Annotated in this window: 20 protein-coding genes and 2 riboswitches; of the genes, 7 read left to right on the top strand and 13 right to left on the bottom strand. The window is 71.3% G+C overall.

What is annotated here, in order from left to right; translation table 11 throughout:
- Together sfnG and msuE are read right to left on the bottom strand one after the other, a co-directional pair.
- The gene (gene sfnG / locus D3273_RS02915) at window positions 1-1,113 is read right to left on the bottom strand and encodes a dimethylsulfone monooxygenase SfnG (protein WP_129223338.1); all 1,113 of its coding nucleotides are present in this window, start codon (window positions 1,111-1,113) and stop codon (window positions 1-3) included.
- A gap of 11 nt (window positions 1,114-1,124) precedes the next feature.
- Entirely contained in the window at window positions 1,125-1,682 is a 558-nt protein-coding gene (gene msuE, locus D3273_RS02910; protein WP_129223337.1) for an FMN reductase, read from the bottom strand.
- 134 nt (window positions 1,683-1,816) lie between these two features.
- On the opposite strand from msuE, the gene D3273_RS02905 reads away from it, so the two are divergent.
- Window positions 1,817-2,140, top strand: coding sequence for a hypothetical protein (locus tag D3273_RS02905; RefSeq protein ID WP_129223335.1), 324 nt, complete (start codon window positions 1,817-1,819; stop codon window positions 2,138-2,140).
- 83 nt (window positions 2,141-2,223) lie between these two features.
- On the opposite strand, the gene D3273_RS02900 is transcribed toward D3273_RS02905, so the two are convergent.
- The 4 genes from D3273_RS02900 to pdxY all read right to left on the bottom strand — a co-directional run bounded on the left by D3273_RS02900 (window position 2,224) and on the right by pdxY (window position 5,392).
- Entirely contained in the window at window positions 2,224-2,952 is a 729-nt protein-coding gene (locus D3273_RS02900; RefSeq protein ID WP_245500953.1) for an NUDIX hydrolase, read from the bottom strand.
- 2 nt (window positions 2,953-2,954) lie between these two features.
- On the bottom strand, window positions 2,955-3,833 hold the full coding sequence (locus D3273_RS02895; RefSeq protein WP_129223333.1) for a PhzF family phenazine biosynthesis protein: 879 nt from the start codon (window positions 3,831-3,833) through the stop codon (window positions 2,955-2,957).
- 94 nt (window positions 3,834-3,927) lie between these two features.
- Window positions 3,928-4,455 (bottom strand): Dps family protein, encoded by a 528-nt coding sequence (locus D3273_RS02890; RefSeq protein WP_129223331.1) that lies wholly within the window; start codon window positions 4,453-4,455, stop codon window positions 3,928-3,930.
- A gap of 88 nt (window positions 4,456-4,543) precedes the next feature.
- Window positions 4,544-5,392: a pyridoxal kinase PdxY gene (pdxY, locus tag D3273_RS02885; protein ID WP_129223329.1), complete on the bottom strand. Its 849-nt coding sequence runs from the start codon at window positions 5,390-5,392 to the stop codon at window positions 4,544-4,546.
- A 97-nt stretch (window positions 5,393-5,489) separates the two neighbouring features.
- On the opposite strand from pdxY, the gene D3273_RS02880 reads away from it, so the two are divergent.
- Together D3273_RS02880 and D3273_RS02875 are read left to right on the top strand one after the other, a co-directional pair.
- Window positions 5,490-5,747 carry a type II toxin-antitoxin system Phd/YefM family antitoxin gene (locus D3273_RS02880; RefSeq protein ID WP_129223327.1) on the top strand — a complete coding sequence of 86 codons (258 nt, stop codon included), beginning with the start codon at window positions 5,490-5,492 and terminating at the stop codon, window positions 5,745-5,747.
- The gene (locus tag D3273_RS02875; RefSeq protein ID WP_129223325.1) at window positions 5,744-6,127 is read left to right on the top strand and encodes a type II toxin-antitoxin system VapC family toxin; all 384 of its coding nucleotides are present in this window, start codon (window positions 5,744-5,746) and stop codon (window positions 6,125-6,127) included. Before D3273_RS02880 ends, D3273_RS02875 begins: the two co-directional genes overlap by 4 nt.
- Before the next feature lie 76 nt (window positions 6,128-6,203).
- On the opposite strand, the gene ilvC is transcribed toward D3273_RS02875, so the two are convergent.
- Window positions 6,204-7,223, bottom strand: coding sequence for a ketol-acid reductoisomerase (ilvC, locus tag D3273_RS02870; protein WP_129223323.1), 1,020 nt, complete (start codon window positions 7,221-7,223; stop codon window positions 6,204-6,206).
- Between the two features lie 120 nt (window positions 7,224-7,343).
- Between ilvC and D3273_RS02865 the strand changes: the two genes are divergently transcribed.
- On the top strand, window positions 7,344-7,826 hold the full coding sequence (locus D3273_RS02865) for a hypothetical protein (RefSeq protein WP_129223321.1): 483 nt from the start codon (window positions 7,344-7,346) through the stop codon (window positions 7,824-7,826).
- On the opposite strand, the gene D3273_RS02860 is transcribed toward D3273_RS02865, so the two are convergent.
- The 6 genes from D3273_RS02860 to hemE all read right to left on the bottom strand — a co-directional run bounded on the left by D3273_RS02860 (window position 7,796) and on the right by hemE (window position 12,150).
- On the bottom strand, window positions 7,796-8,158 hold the full coding sequence (locus D3273_RS02860; RefSeq protein ID WP_129223319.1) for a type II toxin-antitoxin system VapC family toxin: 363 nt from the start codon (window positions 8,156-8,158) through the stop codon (window positions 7,796-7,798). The genes D3273_RS02865 and D3273_RS02860 overlap by 31 nt on opposite strands.
- The gene (locus D3273_RS02855) at window positions 8,158-8,358 is read right to left on the bottom strand and encodes a type II toxin-antitoxin system VapB family antitoxin (protein WP_129223317.1); all 201 of its coding nucleotides are present in this window, start codon (window positions 8,356-8,358) and stop codon (window positions 8,158-8,160) included. The genes D3273_RS02860 and D3273_RS02855 overlap by 1 nt, the downstream gene beginning before the upstream one ends.
- An 81-nt stretch (window positions 8,359-8,439) precedes the next feature.
- Complete coding sequence (locus D3273_RS02850) at window positions 8,440-9,510, bottom strand: AI-2E family transporter (protein ID WP_129223315.1); 1,071 nt, start codon at window positions 9,508-9,510, stop codon at window positions 8,440-8,442.
- Between the two features lie 17 nt (window positions 9,511-9,527).
- A complete protein-coding gene (locus D3273_RS02845; protein WP_129223313.1) occupies window positions 9,528-10,466 on the bottom strand; it encodes a lysylphosphatidylglycerol synthase transmembrane domain-containing protein in 939 nt (312 codons plus the stop codon).
- A 137-nt stretch (window positions 10,467-10,603) separates the two neighbouring features.
- A complete protein-coding gene (gene hemJ / locus D3273_RS02840) occupies window positions 10,604-11,035 on the bottom strand; it encodes a protoporphyrinogen oxidase HemJ (RefSeq protein WP_129223311.1) in 432 nt (143 codons plus the stop codon).
- A 62-nt stretch (window positions 11,036-11,097) separates the two neighbouring features.
- Complete coding sequence (gene hemE / locus D3273_RS02835; RefSeq protein WP_245500952.1) at window positions 11,098-12,150, bottom strand: uroporphyrinogen decarboxylase; 1,053 nt, start codon at window positions 12,148-12,150, stop codon at window positions 11,098-11,100.
- Between the two features lie 546 nt (window positions 12,151-12,696).
- On the opposite strand from hemE, the gene D3273_RS02830 reads away from it, so the two are divergent.
- The 3 genes from D3273_RS02830 to D3273_RS02820 all read left to right on the top strand — a co-directional run bounded on the left by D3273_RS02830 (window position 12,697) and on the right by D3273_RS02820 (window position 16,003).
- Window positions 12,697-13,533: a pyruvate, water dikinase regulatory protein gene (locus tag D3273_RS02830; protein ID WP_129223307.1), complete on the top strand. Its 837-nt coding sequence runs from the start codon at window positions 12,697-12,699 to the stop codon at window positions 13,531-13,533.
- Window positions 13,534-13,621: 88 nt separating this feature from the next.
- Window positions 13,622-14,398, top strand: a complete 777-nt coding sequence (locus D3273_RS02825; protein ID WP_129223305.1) for a class I SAM-dependent methyltransferase — start codon at window positions 13,622-13,624, stop codon at window positions 14,396-14,398.
- Window positions 14,399-14,468: 70 nt separating this feature from the next.
- Window positions 14,469-14,567, top strand: a riboswitch (glycine riboswitch).
- Between the two features lies 1 nt (window position 14,568).
- Window positions 14,569-14,672: riboswitch (glycine riboswitch) on the top strand.
- A 71-nt stretch (window positions 14,673-14,743) separates the two neighbouring features.
- Window positions 14,744-16,003 carry a D-amino acid dehydrogenase gene (locus D3273_RS02820; protein ID WP_129223303.1) on the top strand — a complete coding sequence of 420 codons (1,260 nt, stop codon included), beginning with the start codon at window positions 14,744-14,746 and terminating at the stop codon, window positions 16,001-16,003.
- The last annotated feature ends 44 nt before the right edge of the window (window positions 16,004-16,047 follow it).

The following is a 16,047-nucleotide window of genomic DNA, read 5'->3' as shown; positions in this document are numbered from 1 at the left end:
CTACTCCGCCGCCACGGCGAGCGGCGCCGCGGCTTCGAGCTCCCGCACCAGCGGGATGACGTGCCGACCGAAATACTCCACCTCCTCCTGAAAGTGGAGGAAACCGAGCAGGATCAGGTCTGCACCGGCGCGCTTCAGGGCGACGATGCGTTCGGCCACCTGCCGCGGCGTGCCGATGAGGTTCGAGCGGAAGCCGTCGTTGTATTGCACGAGGTCGGCGAAGGTGGAGTCCGCCCAGTTGCCCTTCCCCTCGGGAGAAGCGTGGCCGGCGTTCTTCGCCTCGTGGCCGAAGGCCCGCACGGCGTCGCCGTCGGCCTGGGCCACGATGTCGTCCACGACGGCGCGGGCCTCGGCCTCGGTGTCGCGCACCACCGCGAAGGCGTTGATGCCGACCCGGACGCTCCGGCCCTGCTCCGCCGCCCGGGCGCGGAGGTCGTCGGCCTGCGCGGCGAGGCCTTCCGGCGTGTTGCCGTTGGTGAAATACCAGTCGGACACGCGGGCCGCCATGTCGCGGGCGGCGCGCGACGAGCCGCCCTGGAAGATCTCGGGCGCGGGGCCCAGCGGCTTCGGCCGCATCGTGTAGTCGGCGAAGCGGTAGAAATCGCCCCGGAAGGAGAAGCTGTCCTCCGACCAGATGCCGCGCAAGGCGCGGATGAACTCCTCCGAGCGGCGGTAGCGCTCGTCGTGGTCGAGCCAGTGCTCGCCGATGGCGGCGAACTCGCCGCGGAACCAGCCGCTGACCACGTTGACGGCGATGCGCCCTCCCGCGATGTGGCTGATCGTGGCGACCTGCTTCGCCGCCACGGCGGGGTTCCACGGCCCCGGCAGCAGCGCCGCGATGACCTTCAGCCGGCTGGTGGCGGCGAGCAGCGCCTGGCTGAAGGCCATCGGCTCGTGCTGGTTGTCGGCGCCGTAGCCGGCGGTGAAGCGGATCTGGCTCAGCGCATAGTCGAAGCCGCTCCGCTCGGCGATGCGGGCGAGCTCCTGGTTGTAGGCGACGTCCCAGCCGGTGCGCTGCTCGATGCGGCTGATCACGAGGCCGCCCGACACGTTGGGCACCCAATAGGCGAACCGCACGGCAGCGCCGCCGGTGGAAGGGGTCTGCGCCGTCATGGCTCTTCTCCTCAGGCGATGGCAGGGATTCGGACGGGGAAGCGGAGGCCGAGCTGGGCGCGCGCTTCCGCGGCGGCGCGGGCGGCGCGCTCGCGCACCCGCTCGCCCGTCAGGGCGTAGCCGTCGAAATCGGCTTCGGTGGCGTAGATGCCCGTCGGCAGCGCGAGCGCGTTGAAGAAGCCGAACAGCGGCCGGAGCTGGTGCTCGATCATCAGGGCGTGGAGGGCGGAGCCGCCCGTCGCGGCCAACACCACGGGCTTGCCCACCAGCGCGCGGTGGTCGACGAGGTCGAACAGGTGCTTGAACAGGCCCGGATAGGATCCCCGATAGACGGGGGTGCCGACCACGAGGAGGTCGGCCGCCTCGACAGCCGCCACCGTGGCGGCGACGCGGCCCGACAGGGCAGCGGGCGACAGCGCGGCGGCGAGGTGGGGTGCCTCGTCGGCGAGCTCGATCAGCCGGCAGGGCCCGAGGTCGGACAGGTGTTCGATGACGGCTTCGACCAAGGCCGTGGTGCGCGAAGGCCGGGACGTGCTGCCGGACAGGCCGACGATCTGGGGGAGGGACATGAGGCTCGCCTTTCGTGAAGCGAACATCTTATCGTCTATGGATTTTGTCAACTAATGCCGGAGCGGAAGCCGGGCTTCCGGCCGGACGGTCCAGGCGGTATGGAAAGGCGAACGACCGGAATGGACCTTCGACCATGGCGATCTTCCGTACCTTCGCGCTCCGGACGACCCTCGGGCTCGGCCTGACCCTCGCCGCCGTGTCGCCGGCCCCGGCCCAGGACGCGGAACCGCCGGACGGCGAGGCGCCCGCGACCGTGCCGGACGGCAACGGCTGCGCGGGCACCATCGCCCGCTGGCAGGGCATGGCGGGACGGGAAAACACCGGCGGCCACATGGACCAAGCGGTCTACGACCAGATCCAGAACGAGATCGACCGCGCGTCCCACCTGTGCGAGGCCGGGCAGGACGCGCAGGCCCGCAAGCTCGTGGCGCAATCGATGCGGCGCCACGGCTACTGACGCCGGGCGACGGGGCATGCCGATGCACCTCCGTCGCGCGTTCGCCAGCGGTCCAGGCCTCCGACCGCCGCGACGTCGGCGGCTCAGCCCCCCAGCACCGCCCTGAGATAGGCCGCGGCCGTCACCTGCACGGCCGGCCCGATCTCCCCGAGCGACCGGATCGCGTGCATCCGCGCCAGCTCCGGTTCGGGGTCCCGCGCCAGGAAGGCGTGGATGCGCGCCACCAGCGCGTCGGCGGTTTCGCGCGAGCGCACGCGCTTCATGAAACCGACGCGGCACGCGTCCATCACCAGCGTCATGCCGGGGTCGAAGGCGACGGCCGAGGCTTCGAGCCCGGTCTCCTCGCGCAGTTCGCGCCCGATGCTGCCCTCGATGTCGACGCACCCGTCCCGCACGTCACCGGGGTCGGGGGTGCCGGACGCGAAGTAGACCGCGCCGGCGTTGGCGGTGTGCTGCCCCATCTCGCCGAGGACGAAGGCGCCGTCCGACGAGGACAGGCAGGCCATGCCGAACCCGTTGCGCACCCCGGCCGGCGGCAGGCCGATGTCGCGCCAGAACAGGAAGGCGCTGAAGCTCGTCTCGAGGTAGGCGCCCCGGAACACCCGCCGCCCGTCGGGACTCGTCTCGACCGCGCCGCGGTGCATCAGCAGCACGCGGCCGTCGAACATCTTCGGCTTGCGGCGCAGCGCGTCCGCCCAATGGGCGGCGATGTCGCCGGCGCGCTCCTCGGCGAAGGGCCAGGGGCGAGGCTCGAACAGGCAATCGACGGCGTGGACCTCCACGATCTCCTGCGGCCCGGCGGGCGCCCCCACGGTCACAGGTCGATCGTCCCGTCGCACAGGATCACGGCGCCGCCGCCGATCGAGGCGGACACCAGCGCGCCGCCCTCGACCTCGAGCCCAAGCCCGATCAGGCTCGGCCGGCCCATCGCGACGCCCTGGCGGATCTCCACGGCGTGGTCGCCGTCCGGCGGCGCGTCGAAGCGCATCAGCGCGCCCGCGAAGGCGGCGGCGGCGGAGCCGGTCGCGGGGTCCTCGACGATGCCCGAGCGGGCCGTGAACATGCGGGCGTGGAATCCGGCCCCGTCGCGGGCATAGGCGTAGACCCTGAGGTCGTGCGGCCAGCGCGCGGCATCGGGCGCGATCCGGTCGACGGCGGCGGGGGAGCGGAGCGGCACGAGGGTGAAGGGCACGCCGGCCGAGAAGCCGGCGGGGCGGTGCCGATCGAAGCCGATCTCGGCCGCGTCGAGGCCGAGCGCCGCGGCCAGCGCCGCGTCGGACGGGGGGACGCCGCAGCCGTCCGGCAGGCGGGGCAGGGTGAAGCTGGCGCGCGACCGGCCCTTGGCGCGCCGTGCGGTGCAATGGACGAGGCCGATCTGCTGCTCGAGCACGATGCCGAGGTCCTGCCGCGCCACGATCTCGGGCCCCCGCAGCTCGGCCAGCAGCACCGCGGCGCCGACCGTGGGGTGGCCCGCGAAGGGCAGCTCGCGATCCGGGGTGAAGATGCGGATGCGCGCCGAATTCACGGGGTCGCGCGGCTCCAGCACGAACACGGTTTCGGACAGGTTGAATTCGCGCGCCACGGCCTGCATGCGGTGGGCGTCGAGCCCGTCCGCGTCATGGACCACGGCGAGCGGGTTGCCGTGGAGCGGCGTGTCGGTGAAGACGTCGAGGGTGTGGAAGCGGCGGCGCATGCGGCACCCTTAGCACGGGCCGGGCGGCACGCGAAAAAGGCGGCCCGGGGGCCGCCTTCCATCACCTGCGCCAGTTTCGATGCGCGATGTCCGGTCAGTGGCCGGACTGATCGGCGCCCTGGATCGTCTCGAACAGGAACCAGGTGCGCAGCTCGGTGGCGTCGATGTATTCCTCGAGCAGGCTCGCGGTCGCAACGTCGTCCGCCTCGTCGCAGACGTCGTGGGCTTCGCGCATGGCGGCGGCCATCTTCTTGTTGTCGCTCATCAGCTCCTTGAGCATGTCGAGCGGAGACACGAAGGCGGCGTCGTTCTCTTGCAGATGCGAGATCTTGATCATCTCGCTCATGGAGTGGATCGTCTTCTTGCCGAGCTTGCGCACGCGCTCGGCCAGCGGGTCGGTCGTGGCGAAGATCGCGTCGCCGTGGTCGTCGAGCAGGCGGTGATAGTCGCGGAAATGCGGACCCGACATGTGCCAATGGAAGTTCTTGGTCTTCGTGTAGAGCACGAAAGCGTCGGCCACGAGCTTGTTGACCGCGTCGGCGACGGCCTGGCGGCCGTTGTCGCCGAGGTCGTTCGGCGTGTTGAGGGACGCAGGGTCGGTATCGGGCACCTGGGTGGCCATGGAGGGTCTCCTCGGACGTTTCGAAAATGCTCCCTCATAATCGCCGCGGCGGTCAGGTGTTCCCGCAATGCGGCAGAAAGAGCGCCGATCAGACGGCCTCGGGCGCGAAGACGCGGGACGGCCGCACGAACTCCTCCTGCGCGGCCACCAGCGCCAGCTCGCGCGTGCCCGCCTCCAACGTGGCCTTCAGCAGCCCGAAGATCGCCGAAGCGGCGTGGCCGAGCGCGCCCGGCACCGAGCCTTCCGCCAGAAAGGTCACGAAGAACAGCGCCGCGACCGCGTCGCCGGCGCCGTTGACCGACAGCGCGAGCTTCGGCGTGCGGACCCGCCACGCGCCGCCGTCCCCCGAGGCCACGAGGTCGACCGCGTCGGCGGGCGTGTCTTCGCCCACATAGGACGTCACCAGGACGGCGCGGGGCCCCCGCGCGTGCAGGCTGGCCAGGCCGGCGCGCAGCCCGTCGGCGGTGTCGGTCGGGGCGCCGCAGAGCAGGTCGAGCTCGAACTGGTTGGGGGTGAGGACGTCGGCGGCCGGCAGGGCGCGGTCGCGCAGGAACTCGGCGATGCCGGGGCGCACGAAGACCCCGCGGCCGACGTCGCCGATCACGGGGTCGCAGCAGTAGAGGGCGGCGGGGTTGGCGGCGCGCACGCGCGTCACCGCGTCGAGGACGGCGACACCCGTGTCGGCCGAGCCCATGTAGCCCGACAGCACGCCGTCGCAGGCGCCGAGCACGCCGCGCTCGGCGATGCCGGCCACGCAGTCGCCGATGAGCCCCGCATCGAACACCTGTCCGCGCCAGGCGCCGTAGCCGGTGTGGTTCGAGAACTGCACGGTGTGGATGGGCCACACGTCGTGGCCCATGCGCTGGACGGGGAAGACCGCGGCGGCGTTGCCGACATGGCCGTAGGCGACGTGGGATTGGATGGACAGGATGTTCATGGGAAGAGGGCCGTCCGCATCGCAAGCCGATCAGGTTCGCGTTGATCTGGACCATTGCCTAATCCAGATTTCGGCCATTCGATCGACGGGAGCGACCATGCGGGTCTCGGTGAGCGAAGCCAAGGGCCAACTGACGGACCTCGTCCGCCGCGCGGAGGCGGGCGACGAGGTCATCCTGACCCGCCACGGCCATGCGGCCGTGCGCCTCGTCCCGGTCGCAGCCACGCCGGACCATCGCTCCCGCCGCGCGCTCCTCGAAGCGGTGCGAAGCTCTGCCGCCGCGAAGGCGACCGCCGGCCCTCCTGCGGCGCGCAGCCAGGACCTCCTCTACGATCGGGAGGGGCTGCCGGGATGATGGCGGTGGACACGTCGGCCCTGATGGCGATCCTACTGGGCGAGCCCGAGGCGGACGATTGCATCGCGGCTTTGGCGCAGGGCGGGGATCTGCTGCTGTCGGCGGGGACGATGGCCGAGGCCCTGATCGTCGCGGAACGCCGCAACGTCGGCGCGGAGATGGCGCGTCTGATCGACGAGTTGGGCTTCGAGATCGTGCCCTTGACGGCCGCTGCGGCGCGCCGCAGCGCCTCGGCATACGCGACGTGGGGCAAGGGACAGCATGCGGCGGCGCTGAATTTCGGCGACTGTTTCGCCTACGACCTCGCGAAGGAGCGCGGTTGCCCTCTGCTCTTCGTCGGGCGGGACTTCGGCCAGACCGACGTCGGACGCGTCGTTTGAGATCGACGGACGAGCAAAGCTCATCCGTCGAATGGATGTCACGGCGCCACTTGGACCGCCACCGGCTTCGGAACGGTCAGTTCCGGGCCTTGTCGACCATCTTGTTCTTGGTGATCCAGGGCATCATGGCGCGCAGCTTCTCGCCGACCTCCTCGATCTGGTGGCTGGCCGCCTTGGCGCGGGTGGCCTTGAACGAGGTCTGGGCGACCTTGTTCTCGAGCATCCAGTCGCGGGTGAACTTGCCCGACTGGATGTCGTGCAGCACGCGCTTCATCTCGGCCTTGGTTTCCGGCGTGATGATGCGCGGGCCGGTGACGTATTCGCCGTATTCGGCGGTGTTGGAGATCGAGTAGTTCATGTTGGCGATGCCGCCCTCGTAGATGAGGTCGACGATCAGCTTCACCTCGTGCAGGCACTCGAAATAGGCCATCTCGGGGGCGTAGCCGCCCTCGACCAGCGTTTCGAAGCCGGCGCGGATCAGCTCGACCAGGCCGCCGCAGAGCACCGCCTGCTCGCCGAACAGGTCGGTCTCGCATTCTTCCTTGAAGGTGGTCTCGATGATGCCGGCGCGGCCGCCGCCGATGGCGGACGCGTAGGACAGGCCGAGGTCGTGGGCGTTGCCGGACGCGTCCTGCGCGATGGCGATGAGGCAGGGCACGCCGCCGCCCTTCTGGTACTCGGAGCGCACCGTGTGGCCGGGGCCCTTCGGCGCCACCATCAGCACGTCGAGGTCGGCGCGCGGCGCGATGAGGTTGAAGTGGACGTTCAAGCCGTGGGCGAACAGCAGCGCCGCGCCCTGCTTCATGTTGGGGGCGAGGTCGGCGGCGTAGATGTCGGCCTGGAGCTCGTCCGGCGTCAGCATCATGACGACGTCGGCCCACTTGGCGGCCTCGGCCGGGGTCATGACCTTCAGGCCCTCGCCTTCGGCCTTCTTGGCGGAAGGCGAACCCTCGCGCAGCGCCACCACGACGTCCTTCACGCCGGAATCGCGCATGTTGAGCACATGCGCGTGACCTTGGGAGCCGTAGCCCACCACCGCGACCTTCTTGCCCTTGATGAGGTTCAGATCGGCATCCCGATCGTAATAGACGCGCATGGTGACGTGCTTTCCCTGTCCGCTGTTGTCGGTTGCGGCCCTTCTATGCGGCGGGGGGACGCGGGGCAACCCGCATGCGCGCATGGGTCGGGACGCGTCGAGCGCGAGACGGCGCCGGCCGTGGAACGCGCGGAGGACGAAGAGGCGGAGATCGCGGCCCGAGGTCGGCCGCGGAAAGCCAGTCTGGGGGTGGGCCGCGAAACGCCGGAACGCCGCCCTGAACGCGAGGCGGTGACCATCCGCGACGATCAGGCCGCCACCGCGCCGGAGATGGCGATCGATGTCGGCGAGGTCGTCATCCGGCGTCCGCGAGATCGCCTCGCCGCGCGGGGTCGCGATACGGCCCTCGCCTGTCCGGCCGGGTCTCGCATCGGTCGCCTCCGGCCGCACCGCGACCCTCGTCATCGGCCCTCGGTCATCGGCCCTCGGTCATCGGACGACGGCGTCGACAAAGGCGTCCGTATCGTCGACGATCTCGATCTCATCTCGATTTCGCCCCGCTCGATGGCGGCCATCGCCTCGTGGCGGTTCTCCGGCGCCGGCCGACATAGCGCGGGCCGGTCTCGCCCGCATCAGTCCGCGGCCAGCAGCGGCACCCGGTAGGCGTGGGCGGCCGCGGCGCTCAGCGCCCGGCCCGGCGCGCCGCCCTCGGCGGCGAGGAGGTCGGCGGCGCGGCGACCGAGGTCGGCCGACACCGGCACCTCCCGCAGCGACAGGGCCGCGGCGAACTCCGACACGGCGTCCCGCGCCGCCGCCAGCAGGGCGGGGGTGAGGGGCAGGCCGGCCGCCTTGGCGCCGGCGAGGCCCGCCACGGCGTCGAGCAGCCCCACGGGCGTGGCCAGGAAGGGTCCGCCCTGCGCGTCGAGCCGCGCCAGAAGCGCGCCGGCGCCCGGCTGCCGTGCCAGGATCGCCACGATGGCCGAAGCGTCGAGCATCACGGGGCGGCGGGCCCGATCGCGTCGGCGAGCGCCAAGGCCTTGCCGAGCCGGGCGCTGGGTGGCAGGCTGGCCTTCAGCCGGTCCCGTTCGCGCTCCAGTGCGAGCCGCACCGCGTCCGTCACGGTGCGGGCGCCGGACGCGGCCTGGACGTCGCGGGCGAGACGCCCCACCTCGTCGTCGCGGATGTAGAGCGGCACGGGATATCCTCCGACGGATATGCGAATATTCCGCGTTGGATATCTCCGCGCGCCGTGCCCCGCAAGCCGGGGCTCGCGGGGTCAGGCCTCGTCGTCGAGCACCTCTTCGACCCAAACCTTCTTGACCAGCTCTACGCCGGCCGCCGTCACCGGCGTGGCGAGGATCAGGCCGAGCGGGCCGAACAGCGAGCCCAGCACCGTCTGCGACAGGATGGTGAGGACGGGGGCGAGTTCGACGGTGCGCTTCTGGATCAGCGGGGCGATGAGGTTGCCCTCCAGCGTCTGCACGACGAGGAACAGGATCGCGGTGTAGATCGCGGTCTGCGGCCCCTGGCCCAGCGCGATCAGCACCGCCGGCACGGCGCCCGCCAGCGCGCCGATGTAGGGCACGAAGTTGAACAGGGCGGCGATCAGCGCCAGCGTGAAGGCGAGCTTCACGCCGATGAAGAAGAGCCCGATGCCGGTCAGCACGCCGACCGCCACCATGTCGAGGAACTGTCCGATGAACCACCAGCGCAGCACATGCGCCATGGCGCCCATCGTGTCGCGCGTGTGGGCGCGCCAGTCCTTGGGCATCAGCTTGGCCGTGCCCGACACGTAGAGCTCGGGGTCGATGGCGAAGAAGATGGCGGTCACCACCATCACCAGCAGCGTGCCGAGCCCGCCGAGCGTCGAGGTGCCGAAGCCGGCCGCCATGCCGGCGATGTTGTGGGTGCCGTCCTGGAAATAGTCCTTGGCGCGGCCGAGCACCGGCTTCACCCACTCGGCCTGGCCGTAGCGCTGCCAAAGCTCGCTCGCTTGGCCGCGGAGCTGGCCCCAGATGTCCGTGAGCTGGCCCGCGATGACGGGGCCGCGCACGAAGATCTCGAAGCCCAGGAAGGCCAGGAGCGCCAGCACGATGAGGGCGAGCCACAGCCCCACGGGGCCGCCGACCCTGCGGGCGAGCGCTTCTGCGCCGCCGCGCAGCAGGCAGCCGAGCAGCGCCGCGGCGAAGACCACCAGCACGATGTCGGACAGCGCCCAGCACACCCCCACGGCGACCACGGTGCCGAAGGCCCAGGCGAGGATGCGCGCGGTGCGCTCCGCCGCGAGCGCCCGGCGGCGCTGCCAATCGAGGTCGGCGGAGCCGGGCGGCGCGACGGGGACGGTCATGGAACGGGCCTTCTGGATCACTCGAGCGCCGGCTGGCGCACGAGGCGGCTGCGCTCGAACAGCACCACGCAGACGATGCCGAGCAGCAGCGGGATGACGAGGTAGAGCAGGCGGAACACCAGCAGCGCCGCCACCACGTCGGCGCGGGGCGTGTCGGGCAGGGCGCTGACGAAGACGAGCTCCAGCACGCCGATGCCGCCCGGCGCGTGGCTGAGCAGCGCCGCCGAGAAGGAGGCCAGGAACACGCCGAGCACGATGAAGAAGCCCGGGTTGTGGTCGGCCGGCAGGGCGCACCAGATGATGCCGGCGGCGCCCATCAGCTCCAGCGGCCCGGCCAGCAGCTGGCGCAGGGCGACGTCCAGGCGCGGGTAGACGAGCTTGAAGCCGCCGATGACCAGCGGGCGCAGGTGCAGCGCCGCGCCGGCCACGTAGAGCGCCACGAAGAGCAGCATGGCGAAGCCCACGAGCCGCGCGACCAGCGGCTCGACCTGGAACAGCCGCTGCGTGATGTCGGGCTCGAACACCAGGACGACGCCGCCGAGCAGGATGGTCCCGAGCGCGAAGGTGAAGGAACAGAAGGCGACCAGCACGCCGACGTCGCCGACCGTGAGGCCCTTCGTCGAATAGGCCCGGTAGCGCACCATGGCGCCCGAGAACATCGACATGCCGATGTTGTGGCTGAGCGCGTAGGTGGTGAAGGACACCGCCGAGATGAAGCGCCACGACAGCGTGAAGCCCAGGTGGAACAGCGCGATCCGGTCGTACCAGGCCAGCGCCAGGTAGGCCACCAGCGTGGACAGGACCGCCAGGGCCCAGCGGCTGGCCGGGATGGCCTCGAAGGCGCTCCCGACCTCGGCGAGCGACAGCCCGCGCAGCTCCCGGAACAGCAGCCACAGCGACAGGGCGACGGCGCCGATCCCGATCACCGGCCACAGGAGGTTCAGGTAGCGTTTCAAGACTGTCCCTTGTGGCCGGGGCCGGCCGCTCGTCCCGGCGGTCGGCGCCTTCTACCTGAAAACCGACGACAAAGCGAAGCGGCGGGCCGGAGGGGCTCGCCCCAGGGTGGAGTGCCGGGGCGAAGCGGGCGCGAGCCTCAGAAGGGCTTCACGATCACCAGGATCACGATGCCGATGAGCAGCACGGTGGGGATCTCGTTGACGACGCGGAAGTAGGTCGCCGACTTGGCGTTGGCGTCGTTGCGGAACCGGCGGACGTTGGCGCCCAGGATGCCGTGCACCCCCGTCATCAGCACCACGAGCAGGATCTTGCCGTGCAGCCAATGGGCGTGGAACCAGCCGCCCTGGTAGGCGATCCAGAGCCCGGTGGCCCAGGCGGCCAGCATGGCCGGGGTGAGGATGCCGCGGTACAGGCGCCGCTCCATCACCTTGAAGGTTTCGGATTGCGGCGTGTTGGGGCCCACGGCCGCGTGGTACACCATCAGGCGCGGCAGGTAGAGCATCCCCACCATCCAGGCGATGATCGTGACGACGTGCAGCGCCTTGAACCAGAGGTAATAGGTTTCCATTCGGGGATCCTGTCCTGTTCGGTCCGCTCGTCCCCGCGCGGGCGGGGATCGAGCGATCCTGCTTAGGCCCGCAGCCGCGCCACCAGCCGCTCAACATGCGGGATGGGCGTGTCGGGCGTGATGCCGTGGCCGAGGTTGAACACGTGCGGGCGGCGGCCGAACGCGCCGCGGATGTCGTCCACCGCCTCGTCCAGCGCCCGGCCTCCGGCGATCAGCGCCTTGGGGTCGAGGTTGCCCTGCACCGGCAGCGCCCGCGGCAGCACGGAATCGGCCCAGTGCGGGTCGACGAAGATGTCCAGTCCCAGGGCCGTCACGCCGCTTTCGGCGGCGCGCAGCAGCTGCCCGCCCGACACGCGCGGGAAGCCGACGATGCGCGCGCCCGGCCTGCGCTTCCGCACGCCGGCGACGATCCGCTCGATCGGCCCCTGCGACCAGCGCTCGTATTCGAGCCGCGGCAGCACGCCGGCCCAGCTGTCGAAGATCATCACGGCATCGGCGCCGGCGTCGAGCTGGGCCGACAGGTAGGTGATCGAGGCTTCCGTCACCCGGTCGATGATCCGGCCGAACAGCTCCGGGTTCCGGTAGGCGAGGTCGCGCGCCGGCCCCTGGTCGGGCGTGCCCGAGCCCGCCACCATGTAGCTCGCCACCGTGAAGGGCGCGCCGCAGAAGCCGATCAGCGCCGTTTCGGGCCCCAGCGCGCCGCGCACCCGCTCCACCGTTTCCAGCACCGGCGACAGCCGGCCCATGTCGACCTCGCCGTGGAGCTCCGCGAAGCCTTCCGCGGTCGTGACCGGCTTCAGCTTGGGGCCGTGGCCGCTTTCGAAGGCGGTGGGCAGGCCCAGCGCGTCCGGCACCACGAGGATGTCGCTGAACAGGATCGCGGCGTCGAAGCCGAAGCGGCGGATCGGCTGCAGTGTTACCTCGGCGGCGCGCTTCGGGTCGTAGCAGAGGTCGAGGAAGGTCGGCGCCGTGGCGCGGATCTCCCGATATTCCGGCAGGTAGCGGCCGGCCTGCCGCATGAGCCACACCGGGGGCTTCGCCGCCACCTCGCCGTCGAGGACGCGGAGGAAGAGCGAGGGTTCGCCCGGGCCGGGGCGGCGGATCGGATCTTCCAAAAAAGAATCCTTTTTAGAATCTTGGATTTGCTGAGTCTGCTGGGGGGCCGGATTAGCGTGGTCCAAGGGTGGACACAACATGTCCAACGGGGACCTGCGGACTCGGCCGAGTCAAGCGCTCCCGGGACGGCCCCGGGATGGATGCGGATTCCGCAGGTCCCGCAGCGGCTTGGACCCTGCCCGGGCCGGAACGCCGCGGCACTTGTCCCCACAATCCCCCCTGTCGACAGGCGGGGCGTCCCGGATGGTCCACCGGTCCACGGCTGGGGGCGGAATCCGGGCTTCTCCACAGGGGTGAGGGGCGGGGGCGGTTTTCGCGGATTCCGTCCACAGATGGCCGCGGGCGGGCGGGAAAACCGGGGTGGAACGCGGATTCCGCGTGACTCTCCGATGGCTTGCGGGGAGTCCTGCCCCGGGAAAACTTCGGTGCCCGCCGGATCACGATCCGGAAATCCATGGGGTTCCGCCCCACGCCGGGCCAAAGGCCCTCGGCCCCCGGAAACCGTGCTAGAGCGGGCGGGAACTCGGCAGCGATCGGACGCCCGCATGGGACGGCATTACTTCCACCTCCACCTGATCTCGGATTCGACGGGCGAAACGCTGATCGCGGCCAGCCGCGCCGTCGCGGCCCAGTACCAGGACGTGTCGTCGATCGAGCACGTGTATCCGCTCGTGCGCTCGCGGGCCCAGCTCGACCGCGCCATCGCGGAGATCGAGGCCGCCCCCGGCATCGTCCTGTTCACGCTGGTCGACCAGGAGCTGAGCCACCGCCTGGAGGAGGCCTGCCGCGAGTCCGGCTCGCCCTGCCTGTCGGTGCTGCAGCCGATCCTGTCGCTGTTCGGCTCCTACCTCGGCGCGACCTCGACGCCGAGGCCCGGCGCCCAGCACATGCTCAACGCCGATTACTTCAAGCGCATCGACGCGCTGAACTACACGATGATGCACGACGACGGGCAGACCGCGGAAGGCTACGAGGAGGCCGACGTGTTGCTGCTCGGGGTGAGCCGCACGTCGAAGACGCCGACGAGCATCTACCTCGCCAACCGCGGCGTCCGCACCGCCAACATCCCGCTGGTGCCGGGCGTGCCGCTGCCGCCGGGGCTGGAGAAGCTGAAGAACCCGCTGGTGGTGGGGCTGCTCGCCTCGCCCGAGCGCATCGTGCAGATCCGGCAGAACCGGCTGCTGTCGCTCAACGCCGCCGACAAGGAAACGCCCTATGTCGACCGCATGTCCGTGTCGGAGGAGATCGCGAGTTCGCGGCGGCTCTTCGCCCAGCACGGCTGGCCGACGATCGACGTGACGCGCCGCTCCATCGAGGAAACCGCCGCGGCGATCATCGACCTGCACAAGGCGCACCGGATGAAGTTCATCACCCAGGCATGAAGGCCGGTTCGCGAAAGGGCCGTGCCCTTCGGCCGGTCCAGGGCGGAACCCTGGCGCTTCCCAACCCTCGCGACCGCCGAGCTTCCCCGTGCCCTTTCCGCCCGATGCCCCCCATCCCGCCTATCCGGCCCTGACGCCGCTCTTCGCCGCGGCGGAGCCCTCGTTCCGCGCCGTGCTGGCGGCGGCCGGGCGCCACGCGGCGGACTTCGCCCGCATCCTCGGCGGCGGCCCCGGCCTCGTCGGCGAGCGGCCGGCCCGCTTCGAGCAGGACTGGTTCCCGCGCCTCGACGCCGTCGCGGCCTACACGATCGTGCGGGACGCGCGGCCGGCGCGCATCCTGGAGGTCGGCTGCGGGCATTCGTCCCGCTTCATGGCCCAGGCCATCGCCGACGGCGGGCTCGCCACCGACTTCGCCTGCGTCGACCCCCGCCCGCGGGCGCCGCTGGCCGGCCTGCCGCTGCGCCACGCGGCGCGGCCCTTCGGGCCGGAGGACGCCGCGGCGGCTGTGGGCTTCGCCGCGAACGACGTGGTGTTCGTGGATTCCAGCCACGTGGCCGACGAGGGCGGCGAGGTCGACCGGCTGCTGCTCGACGTGTTGCCGCGCCTGCCGGCGGGCGCGCTGGTGCATTTCCACGACGTGTTCCTGCCGGACCGCTACCCCGCCGCCTGGGCGGGCCGGCGCTACAACGAGCAGACGGCCGTGGGGGCGCTGCTCGGCGGGGGCGGCTACGCGATCGTCTTCGCCAGCCGCTACGTGGCGACCCGCACGGCGCTGCTCCGCGGGAGCGTCGTCGAAGCCCTGCCGCTGGCGCCGGGCGCCCCCGAGGTGAGCCTGTGGCTGCGGAAGGTGGCGCCGCGGACCTGACCGACGCCGACCGGCCGGCGAACCGGCGGGTTGCGCCGCCTGCGTCGACCTGTCATGATCCCGTCGCTCGCCAAGCGCTGCGGGAGAGACCTCGGACCGGTGACGGATTCGGGGCGCCGACGGAGCAACCGCCCCGGAAACTCTCAGGCAAAAGGACCACGGCGCGAGAGCACTCTGGAGAGAGGCACGGGGTTTCCGCCCCATCGTGCCCGCCGAAGGGGAAGCCGTCCGGCCAAGTCGGGTGGGCAATCTCTCAGGTACCCGTGACAGAGAGGGGTCAGGACCGGACGGCCGCGACGAGCGGCCCGGATCCTGCACCGCCATCCCGTCCCGAGGTGCATCTCCATGAATCACATCGCCGTCATCGGCGCCGGCATCACCGGCATCACCACCGCCTATTCGCTGCTCGACCGCGGCTTCAGCGTCACGGTCTTCGACCGGCAGCGCTACGCCGCGATGGAAACCTCCTTCGCCAACGGCGGCCAGCTGTCGGCCAGCAACGCCGAAGTGTGGAACTCCTGGCCCACCGTGCTCAAGGGCCTGAAATGGCTCGCCAAGAGCGACGCGCCCCTGCTGCTGAACCCGCGGCCGTCCTGGCACAAATATTCGTGGCTGGCCGAGTTCGTGGCCAACATCCCGAAATACGAGGCCAACACGGTCGCCACCACGAAGCTCGCCATCGCGGCGCGCCAGCGCCTGTTCGACATCGCCGGGCGCGAGAACATCGACTTCGACCTCGAAACGCGCGGCATCCTGCACGTCTACCGCACCAAGCGGGGCCACGACCACGCCGCCCGCGTCGACGGGCTGCTTCGGCGGGGCGGGCTCGACCGCCGCAGCGTGTCCCCGTCCGAGATGAAGGCGATCGAGCCCGCGCTGCACGGCGACTATTACGGCGGCTTCTTCACGGAATCGGATTCCACGGGCGACATCCACCGCTTCACCCGCGGCCTGGCGGCGGCCTGCCTGAAGCGCGGCGCCCGCTTCGTCTACGACGCCGACGTGTCGGGGATCGAGCCCGCGGCGGGAGGCTACGAGGTGCGCTGGTCCCCGGCGCACCAGCACGGGGCCGTCCCGGGCGCCGCGGAAGCGGTGGCGGTCGACGGCGTGGTGATCTGCGCCGGCCTCGCCAGCCGCGGGCTGGCCCACGGGCTCGGCGATCGCGTCAACATCTATCCCGTGAAGGGCTACTCGATCACCGTCGACCTGCAGGGGGAAAGCCGCCGCGCCGCGCCCTGGGTGAGCCTGCTCGACGACGAAACCAAGATCGTGTCGAGCCGCCTCGGCGCCGACCGGTTCCGCGTCGCCGGCACGGCCGAGTTCAACGGCGAGAACCGCGACATCCGCGCCGACCGGGTGAAGCCGCTGGTCGATTGGACGCGCGGGCTGTTCCCCGCCGTCGACACCTCCAAGGTCATCCCCTGGGCGGGCCTCCGCCCGATGATGCCCGACATGCTGCCGCGCGTGGGCCGGGGCAAGCGGCCGGGCGTGTTCTACAACACCGGCCACGGCCACCTCGGCTGGACGCTGTCGGCCGCCACGGCCGAGCTCGTCGCCGAGGAGGTCGGCCACGCCGACGCGGGCGGGGTGCGCCACGCCGCCTGATCCCCGCATGCCGCTCGTCCCCGCGCAGGCGGGGATGGGCGGGA

Source organism: Lichenibacterium minor (genome assembly GCF_004137685.1).
In the GTDB taxonomy this organism is placed as follows: domain Bacteria; phylum Pseudomonadota; class Alphaproteobacteria; order Rhizobiales; family Beijerinckiaceae; genus Lichenihabitans; species Lichenihabitans minor.
The sequence above is the reverse complement of the archived record's forward strand: the minus strand, read 5'-3'. Positions and strand labels throughout refer to the sequence as shown.